The organism is Frankia sp. Mgl5, assembly GCF_023242985.1.
Classification (GTDB): domain Bacteria; phylum Actinomycetota; class Actinomycetes; order Frankiales; family Frankiaceae; genus Parafrankia; species Parafrankia soli.
This window is the reverse complement of sequence record NZ_JALKFY010000821.1, coordinates 1-13,108: the sequence shown is the minus strand read 5'-3', so window position 1 is coordinate 13,108 and position 13,108 is coordinate 1. Positions and strand designations below refer to the sequence as shown.

The following is a 13,108-nucleotide window of genomic DNA, read 5'->3' as shown; positions in this document are numbered from 1 at the left end:
GATGTTCGGCCGGAAACGCGCCAGCGCACGCGGAGGCGGCGAAGCGGGAAAGGCGGCCCCGTACCTGCACCTGGGGCGCCGACGACGAGGTAGTCGTCCTTGGCCGGCCCCCTGTCCCGACCGGTTGCGCGGCGGCCAGGTGGCTACTGGTCGGTCAACTTGTCGGCGATCTGGTCGATGAGGCCCTGTTCGATGACCGGCGGCGGGACGTCCTGGATGTTGGTGACGTCCAGCTCGACGGCCACCTGACCGACATAGAAATAGATCGTGTCGAAGACGTAACCGTAGGTGCCGTACTCGTCCGTGATGCCCATCGAGGTGCGGACCAGCGCGGTGGCCCCCCGCGGCGGGGGCGGTGTCTCGACCGCGACGATCTCGTAGGTGAAGCCGTTCTCGTCCTCGCCCGCCAGCTGGTCCTCCAACGCCGTGCGGTAGCAGTCACCAAAACCAGGGCTGGTCACGATCTCGGCGTTCTGGCGAATCTGGCTCTCAGGAAGAATCTTCGCCCGGCTGATTGCCTGGAAATCGGATTCCTCGGTGTTGGTGAAAGTGTCGCCCGTCGTCTCGTCCGATGGCGGCGACGGATTGTAGTCGGGGACTCCGACGCACGCGGCGACCTGGGCCCGAATCGCGCTGCTGTCGCTGTCCTCGTCGGCGCCGCCCGAGCTCTCGAAGCCCGCGGTCTCCTCACCCGCCGTGAGCACATAGTCCCCCGCGTGCAGGATCCGCGCCGGCGCGACGGTGGCCTGCGTGGGCTGGGCCGCCGGCCCGGTCGTCCCCGGCCCGGTCGTCCCCGCCCCTGCCGCCGCGGGCGGCGACGCTGCGGGGTCGACCGGGATGACGCCCTCCTGACATCCCGCGACCACGAACACCAAAGCCGATGCGACAATCCCGCCACACACCGACCGGCGTACGTTCCAGCCCCTCCGTATGCCGCCCATTACCTACCTCCGCAAGGTTCACCCAAGCCGTTACGCGAACGGCACTATCCGCCGCTATCAACAGGTAACACGATGCCGAAGGAATACGGCCAAGCGCCAATGATGAAGATGTCATTCGCGAGACAGATGATCGGCCCGGGATATTATCCGGCAGGAATTGACCGGGTGGCTCCCGGCGGGTGTTCGTGATGCCGCCCTTGACGGCGGGACATCAGCGCCTCAGGTCTGTTGCACAGCTGCGGCAGGGCCCGGGGCCCGGGCGGAGCCAGGTCGTCCAGCCGCTCACCGAAGGCCTGACCAACCACCAGATCGCGGCGAGGCTCGTGTCTGGGCAGCGCCCAGCATCCGGCTACCGACGTACCGCACCGAGGACGGGCCCGGGCCCCGCGCGCCTGGGCCGTGGCCCGTGGACATCGTCGACGAGCTCTCTGGGCCATGATCGCAGCAACGTGTCCCTCGACGTGAGCGCCGATGTCGCCCCGACTTGGGGCCGCCGCTGGTGAACGCACACCCGTTGCCACGCGGGATACCGCCGCGCCGGGTGCCACCCCCAGGGCCCACTGTCGACCCCCTGCTTACAGAACCCCGCGAACAGTAGTCCTCGCGCCCGAAGTCGGAGTTCGCATTTCCGCGAGAGTGCCGGTGTGGTGGAGATGGTCCCGGGCGGTCTGGATGGCCGCCGCGGCGGAGTCGAACACGCGCCCTTGTCTTTCTAGCCGGTCGAGCAGGCCGATGGCGGTCAGCGCCCTTGTGTGTTCGGGCCGCAGGCCCGAGACATAGACCGTGATGCCACGGTGTTCGAGGCGGTCGATGATGTCGCGCAGGACGATCGCACCGGTGGCATCGATCGCGCTGACCTTGGAAAGCCGGAGGATGAGGACCTTGACGTCCGCGATGGCGGTGAGCTCGAGAAGGAAGCGGTGGGCGGCGGCGAAGAACACGGGTCCGTCGATACGGTAGACGACGATGTGCTCGGTGAGCAGCGCGTGGTCGGTGAGCAGAGCCTGGTCGGCGTCGTAGTGATCGGCCGCGTTCAGGGGCACCTCCTCCAGACGCGCGCTGCGGGCGATCTGCCGCAACGCGAGAGCCCCGGCGACGACGAGGCCGAGCAGGACGGCGACGACCAGGTCGAGAGCGACGGTCGCCGCGGCGGTCAGCATCATGACGGCGCCGTCGGAACGTGACGCACGACCGAGGGAACGCAGCGAGGCGACCTCCACCATCCGCACGGCCGTGGCGAGGAGAACACCGGCGAGCGCGGCCAGCGGGATACGTGCCACGAGAGGCGCCGCCGCAAGCATGATCCCGGCGAGAACCACAGCGTGGGTGAGGGCCGCGAGACGTGAGGACGCGCCGGACCGGACATTGACGGCCGTGCGGGCGATCGCGCCGGTGGCGGGCACTCCGCCGAACAACGGAACGACGAGGTTTGCCAGGCCCTGGCCAAACAGCTCACGGTCGGGATCGTGCTGCTCACCGGAGGTCATCGCATCCGCGACGCTGGCGGAGAGCAGGCTCTCCAGCGCGGCCAGCGCGGCCACCGCCACCGCCGCCGTCGCGAGGGTCGGGATGGCGGCGATGTCGAGGAACCCGAGAGAAGGACTCGGCAGGGTCGCGGGCAGCGCACCCAGAGTGGCGACGTCCCACCCACTCGCCGCGACCAGAATCGAGGTGATGGCCACGGCCACCAGCGAGAACGGCACCGTGGGCCGCAGCCGGGCGCCGACGAGCATGAACGCCACGACCCCAGCGGCAAGCGCGACCGCGGTCCAGTGCGGCCGGTGGGCGAAATCGGTGATGGCTCCCCAGGCCACCGCGGTCACCGCGTCCCGGTCCTGTGGCTGTACTCCCAACGCGGCGGGAACCTGCTGAAGAAAGATCACCGCGGCGATGCCCGCGGTGAATCCCTCCACCACAGGAGCCGGTACATAGCGCATCGCGCGCCCGACGCGCAGAACAGCGAGCGCGAGCAGGATCATTCCGGCGAGCAGGCCGACGGTCAGGACACCGCCCGGACCATGCTGGTGCACGATCGGCACGAGGACCACGGTCATGGCCCCGGTGGGGCCGGACACCTGCAGGTTCGATCCGCCGAAGACAGCCGCGACAGCGCCCGCGACGATGGCGGTCGCGAGTCCCGCGGCTGCACCCAGGCCGGAGGAGACACCGAACCCCAGTGCGAGGGGCAGCGCGACCACCGCGACGGTCATCCCCGCGATCAGATCCCGGGCCGGTTGACGGCGCACGGCCAGCGCATCGGCTCGGCCGGGCAGGAGCCGACCAAGCGACGCCACCCACCGTAGGGAAGCGGTACTCATCGTGGCAAGGCGGGGGTGCTGCGGACGGGCGGGGTGGTCGGGTACATGAACAATCCGATCATCGTCAGGGTGTGGATCTCCGCCCCCTTCCGGGGAGAGATGATGAGATGAATATTTCTTCAATTCGCGATGCCGTGGGTGCGAGATGGTAGGCGAGTCGGTGTGAGGTTGGAGATCGCACCGAACCCGATCGCCGGGCCGACGCGGTACACGATGGAGAAGACGGAGAAGGTCGAACCGACCTCGATCCGCATCCCCAGGTGGTTACTCCTGGAGGGACAGAACTTGCAGGGCGGCTTCGGCGACCGCCGGCGTGAGCCGGGGATCGTCCAGCGGTGGCAGCAACCCGCCAGACGGTGCCTGCTCAACGACGGCGTGTACGGCGGCCAGGCGCGCCGTGAGGGTCATTGGACGACAGGCCCGTGAGCCCCCCCGGGGAGCACGTGAAGCGGGCTGGGAGCTGACGTGATGCAGGCCAGGCGAGGGGGTGACTCCGGCCGAGTGCGCAGCACCGCGACGCCCTCCGGTGGTACCGCCCAGCAGACAGGTAAGACCTCCACCCCGGACGCGGCCCGGCGGGATGTACCGCGCCCGCAGATGGTTGACCCAACCGAACCAGCCGGCTGGCAGACGGTCACAGCGCCATCCTCAGCACCGCCCCACAGGGACCGCACGACATTCCGTACGCCCGTGCCCGCACGATTCCGCGCGCCCCTGAAGCGATCACTGTACTCACAGTGAACTCGGCTCCGTTTCGCGCAACTGCGCCAGCAACCCAGCCTGCCCGGCGGCCATCTCGGTCAGGATCCGACGCGCCGCCCGCATGAGATCGGCCACATCCCCACCCGCGAGCGCATACACCACCGTCGGCCCGCCCCTGGTCGCGGTGACGATGCCGGACCGGCGCAGCACCGCGAGCTGCTGGGACAGGTTCGACGCCTCCACGTCGATCACAGCCAGCAGATCCCGTACCGGCATCGGCCCGTCCTGCAGCAGCTCCAGCACCCTGATCCGGACCGGATGGCCCAGCATGCGGAAGAACTCCGCCTTCGCTTGATACAGCGGTATCTGTCCCATCGCCTGTCACCTCATCGCCGTCCCGCCCGAACCAGATCCCAGGCTGCCCGGCTGGACACCGGCCGCGGCCATGCCCGGCCTTCCGTGTCCTCCAGCACCGGTCGGGCAGCAGCCCAACACTGACTACCTTGCCAGTTGCGAAATTTATCAACCTGCGGAGTCCGGCGCACCATCGGCAAGCGGCGAGACGCCCGGCCCGCAGCCCGTCGACCGGACAGCCTCAGGGGCACTGTCCTCCGGCAAGATCCAAGGACAGTGCTGCCGCGGCGGAGACCGCTCACGTAACCCCATGCGCGCACCCCAACACCGCATCGTCATCACCCGGCTGCGCAGGGAAACACTGCATCGGCACCGTCCGCCGCGAATACGCCGACAGACTCCTAACCGTCGCCGTCTGAGCACCGGCCCGATGGGGCCTGGCATGCGCTGCTTCCTCAGACCGCAGCAGCGCCCCGCGGATTCCGCCTGCCGGCAATGGCGGATGGACCGAACCTCGACCCATCAGTCGATGACACCGGCTACCAGCGCGGCCCTCGCCCTTGGCCAGACGTCAGACCCCACGACTCCGGTCTCGCTTGAAGCAGAGCTATACCAGGTAGTCGCGTAGTCGTTGTGAACGTGCCGGGTGGCTTAGCTTCGCCAGGGTTCTTGATTCTATCTGCCGGATCCGTTCCCGGGTCACCCCGAATTCCCGGCCTACCTGCTCCAGCGTCCTAGGTTGACCGTCGGTCAGACCGAACCGGAGTTGGATGACCTTCTTCTCCCGGGCGGACAGCGTGTGTAGGACCGAGTCGATTTGCTCCTGTAGGAGGACGAAACTTGCCGCCTCGAACGGCACAATCGCGTCGTTGTCCTCGATGAAGTCTCCAAGCGGGGAGTCCTGCTCCGCGCCGATCGGGGTCTCCAGGGCCACCGGCGTCTGTCCGACCTTGAGAATTTCCTCCACTTTGTGCGGGGCGAGGTCCACCTGCGTGGCGATCTCTTCCGGCGACGGCTCCCGGCCCAGGTCTTGCAATAGCTGCCGCTGGATCCGGGTCACCTTGTTGATTGCCTCGACCATGTGTACCGGAATCCGGATGGTACGCCCCTGATCCGCGATGGCCCTCGTGACAGCCTGCCGAATCCACCAGGTGGCGTAGGTGGAGAACTTGTAGCCCTTGGTGTAGTCAAACTTCTCCACCGCCCGGATCAGGCCCAGGTTGCCCTCCTGGATCAGGTCCAGCAGCAGCATGCCCCGGCCGACGTACCGCTTGGCGATGGACACCACCAGGCGCAGGTTCGCCTCCACCAGCTTGTGCTTGGCGATCTGACCGTCCTGCTCGATCGCTTCCAAGTCCTGACGCAGCCGCGGGGAGGTCCTTCGAGTGGCGGCAAGCTTCTCAGAGGCGAACAGGCCCGCCTCGATCCGCTTCGCTAGGTCGACCTCTTCCCCTGCGGTCAGCAACCGCACCCGGCCGATGGCCTTGAGATACATCCGTACCGGGTCCGAGGGCGGCGTCGCGAACGCGAGTTCCTCTCTCTCGCGACGCCGGCCAGGCATGTCTGAAGCGTCCCCGTCCACCTCATCGAGGATCTCGATGCCGTCCTCCGCGAGCAGCCGTAGGACAACGTCGCCTCTCTCTGGCGGCAGCTCCGCTGCGAGTAGCACAGCGGCGACGTCGTCCGAGGTGACGAAACCGTTCTCCTTACCCCGGGTGATGAGCTCTCCGAGCTTTTCCTCTACGGCTTCGTCGGAGGCAGTCAGATCTGTGGGCGGCGCCTTGTCATGTCCGCGGAAAGACCGGCCCATGTCAGTCAGCACCCATGTTCAGCGCCGGAGGCGGCGGATGTTTCCGGGAGACCCGGCCATGTCCTACTTCGCGGCTGGGAACGGATCCGCGCCGAGGACGCAGATCGTGGCACCTGCAGAGTCCAGGAAGACACGAGGGGCTCAGAGCATCGACCACCGAGCAGGTCCTCTCCACGTGGCGCAATATAGCGATGTCCGTGAGGCGCTACCCGATCGCGGACGGTCTTTCCGTGCAGTGGTTGTTGGCTGGGTCGTGGCCAACAGTCCCCTGGTCCTCTCAAGATGAGATCACCGTGTCGATGGTCGTGATCTGCTGTGGTCGTTGACTCCGTCGGGATGTTCAGGGCTCGGTGGCGAGTAGGTCACGCAGCAGGTCGGCCTGCTCGTGTAGCACGCCGGTCAGGATTGAGCGGGCCACCGCCAGCAACGTCACGATCTCCGGCGACGCCACCGTGTAGAACACTGTCGTACCCTGCTTACGGGTCGTCACCAGACCGGCGCGACGCAGCACCCCGAGTTGCTGGGACAGATGCGACGCCTCCAACCCGATCTCGGGCACCAGCTCGCTCACCGACCACTCTCGTTCGCTGAGCAGCTCCAACGCCCGGATACGCGCCGGGTGGCCAAGGGTCCGGAAGAACTCCGCCTTCAGCTGGTACAGCGGCGTCGCCATACGACCTCTCCTCCGACCTCCAGCTACCAGTCGCCCGTCAGGCATGGCGCCCGTCCGACAGCTCGTCACGCGACTCAACAACCTTACAACTTCATCAGATTGGAGCAGCGTAGCTCAGTTATCTAACAGGCATCGATCGAAGACGACGTGGCCAAACCCATGCTGCCAATTGGCGTCAGGCTGTGGCGGTGACCGAGCCCGTTGGCGCACGGGGCGGGGTGTGAGACGTGGGACACGGTGTCAGCGCAGCCGGTCGGCGAGGGCCGCGAGTTCGACCCAGAGCGCGTCGGGCACGCGGGGGCCAAGGTCGGCGAAGTATCGACGGATCATGTCGGTTTCACGTTCCCAGGCGGCACGGTCGACAGACAGGAGCAGGTTGAAGTCGTCTCCGGTCACGTCCAGGCCGTCGACGTTGAGCGCTTCGGGTGGGGGGACCACGCCGAGCGGTGTCGCGCGGCCCTGCGCGGTCCCGTCGAGTCGGCCGACGATCCAGGCGAGGACCCGGCTGTTCTCGCCGTAACCGGGCCACAGGTACGCGCCGGTGTCGGGGTGTTTGCGGAACCAGTTGACGTGGTAGATGCGCGGCAGCCGCGCCCCGGCGCGGCTGCCGACGGCAAGCCAGTGAGTGAAATAGTCGCCCATGTTGTAGCCGCAGAACGGGAGCATGGCGAACGGGTCGCGGCGCAGCTCGCCGACCGTCCCGGCCGCCGCAGCGGTGGTCTCGGAGGAGACGGTGGCACCGAGGAAGACACCGTGCTGCCAGGAAGTGGACTCGACGACCAGCGGAACGGCGGTGGCACGACGGCCACCGAACAGGAGCGCGGAGATCGGAACGCCCGCCGGGTCGGCCCATTCCGCAGCGATCGTCGGGCATTGGCCGGCGGGGGCGGTGAAACGGGCGTTGGGATGCGCGGCCGGCGTCGCGGACTGTGGTGTCCAGTCGCGGCCCTGCCAGTCGATGAGATGTGCCGGGGGGTTCTCGGTCAGCCCTTCCCACCACACGTCTCCGTCATCGGTGCGGGCGACATTCGTGAAGATCGCATTGCTGTGGATCGTGTCTATGGCGTTGGGGTTGGTCGTCCGGCCGGTGCCCGGCGCGACGCCGAAGAAGCCGGCCTCGGGGTTGACGGCGTAGAGCCGTCCGTCGTCTCCGAAGCGCATCCAGGCGATGTCGTCCCCGACGGTCTCGACCTTCCAGCCGGGGATGGTCGGGACGAGCATGGCGAGGTTGGTCTTGCCGCAGGCGCTCGGAAAGCCAGCCGCGATGTAATGGATGTTCCCGTCAGGCCCGGTGAGCTTGAGGATCAGCATGTGCTCGGCGAGCCAGCCGTCGTCGCGGGCCATCACCGAGGCGATCCGTAGCGCGTAACACTTCTTGCCGAGCAGGGCGTTGCCGCCGTAGCCGGAGCCGTAGCTCCAGATTTCTCGGGTCTCGGGGAAGTGGACGATGTACTTGGTGGCGTTGCAGGGCCAGGCGACGTCGGGCTGCCCGGGCTGGCGCGGCGCGCCGACGCTGTGCACGGCGGGGACGAAGAAGCCGTCCTGTCCGAGCTGGTCGAGGGCCGGTTGGCCCATCCGGGTCATTACACGCATCGAGACCGCGACGTAGGCCGAGTCGGTGATCTCGACGCCGAGTGCGGAGATCGGTGAGCCTAGCGGCCCCATGCAGAACGGGACGACGTACATGGTGCGGCCACGCATGCAGCCGGCGAACAGATCCCGCAGGATGATGCGCGTCTCGTCCGGGTCGGTCCAGTTGTTCGTGGGACCGGCGTCGTCCTGGCTCTTCGAGCAGATGAAGGTGCGGTCCTCGACGCGGGCGACGTCGCTGGGGTCGCTCGCGGCGTAGTAGCTGCCGGGCCGCTTGTCCTCGGCGAGGCGGAGGAACGTGCCCTTGTCGACCAACTCCGCGCAGAGCTGGTCGTACTCGGCGTCGCTGCCGTCACACCAGTGAACCCGGTCGGGCTGGGTGAGGTCGGCGATCGTGGCGACCCACTCCAACAGTGCCGGGTGTGTCGTCGGCGTCGACTGCAGGCCCGGGATCGTGACGGGCATCTCCCACTCCTTCGACAGACTGTCGGATGGTTGAACTGTACCTCGTCTATCTGACGAAGTTGTCAGGTTATCGACGATGAAGATCGTCAATATGTCGTCGCGTGCCGGCCGGCGGGCGGCCCCGAGCAGAGCGTGTCGCGATGCCGTGAAGGCGGAGTTCTTCCGGACGCCCGGTCCACCCGACAGCATCCGGGCGCTAGGAGAGTGGCCGGCGAGCGAGCCGGTGCCCGAGGTCAGGTTGGAGGCGTCGCACCTGGTCCAGCAGCTGGGAATGCAGACCGAGCGCGCACGGCGCGTCCAGCAGCCATGTACGACCGACACCGCCTCGTCGAAGGCCCGCGTTCGTCGCGCCGGGGAGCGTGCCGCTCTTGAGGACCCAGCCGCGTGATCTCGGAGAGCTGCCAGGGACGGCGGGCGGGATCTTAACCGGCCACCGCTGCCACCCCGGCGCCTGCCGCGACCTCCGATCGTCACTCGCTACGAGTCCGCGGCTCGCGGCGCTGGGGACGAGGCTGAACGTGGGCGCCTCATCCGACTCCAGGCGACGCGGCTCCAAAGATCCGCCGTAGGCAGGCCAGCTCCACGATCGCCAACTGGAGGCCCTCCTCACGCTCACAGTCCACTCCCGGCGATCACATGCGGATTGAAGACTTCATCAAGTGGCGACATTGTGGTTAGCTCATGTGCGGAGCGCTCCAGACGTGGCGGGATCTTCCTGCCCGGTGCCCTCTTAGCGCGGCTCTCGTGATCACGTGCGGGGTGGGTCGGTCCCGGGTCCGCTGGTCGGGACTCCCGCGCGTTGTCCGGTGTGGTGCGGTGTCCAGCGGAGGGCGGTGGGACTGGTGCAGGTACCGCTGTATCAGGCAAAGGCGGAGTTCTTCCGCATGCTCGGCCATCCGGTCCGGATCAGAGTCCTGGAACTGCTGACGGAAGGACCGACGCCGGTGAGGGAGCTGCTTGCGGCGATCGAGGTGGAGCCCTCGAACCTCTCCCAGCAGTTGGCGGTGCTGCGCCGGGCGGGGATCGTGACCGCGACCCGGGATGGCTCGACGGTGGTGTACGCACTGGCCGGCGGGGATGTGGCCGAGTTGATGCGTGCCGCGCGGCGGATCCTCACCGAGTTGCTGACCAGCCAGCAAGAACTACTCGCCCAGCTACACCAGGCTGAGACGAGCTCAGCATGAACGGGACGACCACGAAGAGCCCGCCGGCGATTCGGGCACCGCGCGTAGCCCTGTGCCCACCAGCACTAACGCCGACCACGTCGACCCCCCTCGCGACACAACGATGATCATCGGAGTGGGTCACCGTGGCGGCATCATCAAGCAGGCGTCAGCAGGTCCGGGTCGGGCCGAGTATGGGCGGCCGGCGGAGGCGAGATGCTGACGCCGGGTTCGGCCAAGGCGAACCCGGCGTACAGCATCCGGATCCGGGTCCCGCAGGGGGCGCTGGTGACGGTGCAGGCGATCATCGCCGACGCGCCCGGCGCGGTCCTGTGCCACGCCGACGAGCCCGACCCCACCGGTGCCCGCCGGATCATTCTCGACGCCGACGGAGCTAGCACTCTGACCTGGCTCACCCGCACCCTGCGCGACCGGCTCGGCGCTGACCTCCTCGGCGCCGAGGACCTCGCGTTCCGTGCGGCAGCCACCGGCAAACTCGCCCAGCGGGTCGGCGTCGCCACTGGCACCGGCCACGACCTGGCGCTGTTGGACGCCGATGCGGACCGTCGCATCATCCGCCACCTGGCCGCGCATCCGCGGCACACCGACCGCTACACCGGCCGAGCACGGCGGGTAGCTCTGCTCACCGATGCAAGCGCGGTCCTCGATTTCGAGCAGCTCACGTCCGCAACCGCCCTGCCCGCGCTGGAATCCCAGGCCGTCCACCTGCATCAAGCCACCGGACTAGACGTCTTCCCCTTGCCGATCGCCGCCACCGGCGCTGCTGAACTTGCCACCGCGATCGGGCTGCTCGCGCCAGGCTTCGCCGCCACCGTCCTGGTCCACACTCACATCCGACACGTGAACGCCGTCCGTGCAGCCCTCACCTCCGCGCCCTACCTGCTGTTGGACACCGTCAACGACGGCCTCGCCATCGGCGTCGCCGCTGCAGCACTCACCCACCTGCGAGCCCGCGCCATCGATCCCCACCATGCCCGGGTCGTCCTGATCGATCCGGCTCGGGGCGGAGACCTCGCCGGCCTGCTAGTCGCGGCGCGCATCGGCGACCTGACCCTCTACGACCCGGTCGCCTATGGCATCGAGCCCCTGCACAGGCTCGCCCCCGACATCGATCTGATCATCGATCTACTCGGACTAGCAGCTCCCCCCGTCGGTGTTCCGGTACTCCACAGCCGCCCGGAGACACCACCGGCATTCGCCGCAGCCGCCACCGGCCCGCGACCACTACACGCCCTGCCCGGGCTGTTGTCCGCAGCCGTCACCACACAGCAGCCCATCACCCTGGCCGCTCGCGTCGCCGCCGTGCACACCCTGACCGCGCACACCCCGCCCGGACAGCTGATGCCTCCCCTCGACCACGCCCGCCTCACACCCGCCATAGCCGCCGCCGCGACCCACGCCCTCACCGCACATGGATAGGCACACGGGCCACGGGCCAGAGACGAAACCAAGCGGAGCGTCAAACAGTTGGACAGGTCAGACACATGCGTCGGTGTGCGATACCGGCACGTCCGCTACAGGGCGGGCGGGCCGCGTGGGGGGCATGGGGGTCATGTCGACCCCGCGCCGGCACCAGCCGGCCTCTCCGAACCTCCCGCCAAGCAAGCTGCTTCCCGCAAAGGACGTGCAGGTGTCGCGGTACCAACGCGAATTGATCTCGGAGCACGCTGACTGGCCCGATGGTCACCGGCGTCGCCCCGATGGGAGGTACACCGAGCGGCGCCCGCGGCAGGGCATTCGTCGACATCGGGAGGCGGCCAGATGACCCGTAGCCTTAGGCAGCCAGGAGACCGACGTAACAGCACGACACCGCCAAGCCTCCCCGGCGATGTCCAAGTCAAGAAGGCCAGAAGGTCGACAACCTCGCCATCCGAGGCAGGCAGCTCGACTCCCCCACCATCGACGCCACGACGGTCAAGCCGCGACCGGATCCAGCAGATCGCGTCGCGGACCCTGGCGAAACGGTGCCGCCTCTGACACTCACACAGAGTCCAGAACTACCTCGGGTAATGAAACCGACACCGAAGAATGTGGCGGAGCCGTGCCGCCTCGTGTTCTCAGAAGACATCAGACACAACGAGCACCGTAGCGGGGGTGCGCAATGGCCGGAAGGGGTCGTTCCATGGGACGCGGTCGAGCGAAAGCGAAGCACACGAAAGTCGCCCGCAAACTCAAATACACCTCCCCCAACCTGGATCTCGACCGACTCCAGTCAGACCTCGGCGACGCCCCTACCCGGGACCATGACGACCGCGATGAACTCCCGCCCCCAGGCCCGCAGGCCCCCGACCCGGCGGACGAGAACTGGAGGCTGACCAGCTGAGCCCAACCACCGGCGCCGCACCCCGAAGCGGGAAACCTTCCGGAGCTCCAGAGCCCCGTTTTGGGCAGTGACCTGTACGTTGCCTGCCGTACTAAGAGGGTGTCTCGCGTGGCTCTCCGGGTACATTTTTGATCATGGATGTGATGGAGAACAGCCTGGCGGTGCGGCTGGTCCCGGACGATCTGTGGGAGCTGGTGGAACCGCTGTTGCCACGGTTCGACACGCGCCGCCAGGGCGGTGGGACCGCGCCGATCGGGCGGTGTTCACCGCGGTGGTGTACGTGCTGACCGCGGGATGTTCCTGGCGGCATCCACCGGCCGAGTTCGGGGTGTCGGTGCCTACCGTGCATCGCCGGTTCCAGGCGTGGACCCGGGCCGGTCTGTGGGCCCGCCTGCACCGGGCGATCCTGGACTCCCACGGGGCCGCCGGTGACCTGGACTGGTCGTCGGCGATCGTGGACGCGGCCAGCCTGCGCGCGAAAAAAGGGGCAGCCTGATTGTCCCGCCGCCCTGATCCGGCTCCTGCCCAAGACGCGCTACGAGCGCACCGGCGATCACCCCCTGGACCGCCCTACGGTGGCACCGCCGTCTGATCACACAGAAATGGACCCACCCACACCAGACCGGACGACCACCGGTCAGCACGGAGATCGCGACCACCGTGACGCTGCGGCGTCTGTACTGCTTCTCCGCCCTGGACGTCGGCTCCCGTACCGTGCACATCCTCGGGGTCACCGCCCACCCGGACG

10 protein-coding genes and 2 pseudogenes are annotated in these 13,108 nt (G+C 67.9%); 6 read left to right on the top strand and 6 right to left on the bottom strand.

Annotation, left to right across the window (positions count from 1 at the left end; all coding sequences use genetic code 11):
* Positions 1–143: 143 nt before the first annotated feature.
* On the bottom strand, positions 144–941 hold the full coding sequence (locus MXD62_RS32570) for a hypothetical protein (protein ID WP_248833191.1): 798 nt from the start codon (positions 939–941) through the stop codon (positions 144–146).
* Between the two features lie 575 nt (positions 942–1,516).
* Positions 1,517–3,259 (bottom strand): SulP family inorganic anion transporter, encoded by a 1,743-nt coding sequence (locus MXD62_RS32565; protein WP_251082684.1) that lies wholly within the window; start codon positions 3,257–3,259, stop codon positions 1,517–1,519.
* A 168-nt stretch (positions 3,260–3,427) separates the two neighbouring features.
* On the opposite strand from MXD62_RS32565, the gene MXD62_RS32560 reads away from it, so the two are divergent.
* Positions 3,428–3,685, top strand: a complete 258-nt coding sequence (locus MXD62_RS32560) for a hypothetical protein (RefSeq protein ID WP_248833189.1) — start codon at positions 3,428–3,430, stop codon at positions 3,683–3,685.
* A 306-nt stretch (positions 3,686–3,991) separates the two neighbouring features.
* On the opposite strand, the gene MXD62_RS32555 is transcribed toward MXD62_RS32560, so the two are convergent.
* The 4 genes from MXD62_RS32555 to MXD62_RS32540 all read right to left on the bottom strand — a co-directional run bounded on the left by MXD62_RS32555 (position 3,992) and on the right by MXD62_RS32540 (position 8,853).
* Positions 3,992–4,336, bottom strand: a complete 345-nt coding sequence (locus tag MXD62_RS32555; protein ID WP_248833188.1) for a metalloregulator ArsR/SmtB family transcription factor — start codon at positions 4,334–4,336, stop codon at positions 3,992–3,994.
* A gap of 586 nt (positions 4,337–4,922) precedes the next feature.
* The gene (gene rpoD / locus MXD62_RS32550; RefSeq protein WP_248833203.1) at positions 4,923–6,125 is read right to left on the bottom strand and encodes an RNA polymerase sigma factor RpoD; all 1,203 of its coding nucleotides are present in this window, start codon (positions 6,123–6,125) and stop codon (positions 4,923–4,925) included.
* Between the two features lie 340 nt (positions 6,126–6,465).
* Positions 6,466–6,798, bottom strand: a complete 333-nt coding sequence (locus MXD62_RS32545) for a metalloregulator ArsR/SmtB family transcription factor (RefSeq protein WP_248833187.1) — start codon at positions 6,796–6,798, stop codon at positions 6,466–6,468.
* 240 nt (positions 6,799–7,038) lie between these two features.
* Positions 7,039–8,853: a phosphoenolpyruvate carboxykinase (GTP) gene (locus MXD62_RS32540; RefSeq protein WP_248833186.1), complete on the bottom strand. Its 1,815-nt coding sequence runs from the start codon at positions 8,851–8,853 to the stop codon at positions 7,039–7,041.
* Positions 8,854–9,695: 842 nt separating this feature from the next.
* Here MXD62_RS32540 and MXD62_RS32535 point away from each other — a divergent pair.
* From MXD62_RS32535 to MXD62_RS32515, 5 genes and pseudogenes are all read left to right on the top strand, one after another.
* Positions 9,696–10,037: a helix-turn-helix transcriptional regulator gene (locus MXD62_RS32535; protein WP_248833185.1), complete on the top strand. Its 342-nt coding sequence runs from the start codon at positions 9,696–9,698 to the stop codon at positions 10,035–10,037.
* Positions 10,038–10,232: 195 nt separating this feature from the next.
* On the top strand, positions 10,233–11,456 hold the full coding sequence (locus tag MXD62_RS32530) for a malic enzyme-like protein (protein WP_248833184.1): 1,224 nt from the start codon (positions 10,233–10,235) through the stop codon (positions 11,454–11,456).
* A gap of 703 nt (positions 11,457–12,159) precedes the next feature.
* Positions 12,160–12,360 (top strand): DUF3073 domain-containing protein, encoded by a 201-nt coding sequence (locus MXD62_RS32525; RefSeq protein ID WP_248833183.1) that lies wholly within the window; start codon positions 12,160–12,162, stop codon positions 12,358–12,360.
* A 143-nt stretch (positions 12,361–12,503) separates the two neighbouring features.
* Positions 12,504–12,853: pseudogene (locus MXD62_RS38980) on the top strand (transposase); the annotation flags it as partial.
* Positions 12,854–12,869: 16 nt separating this feature from the next.
* Positions 12,870–13,108, top strand: a pseudogene (locus tag MXD62_RS32515) (hypothetical protein); the annotation flags it as partial.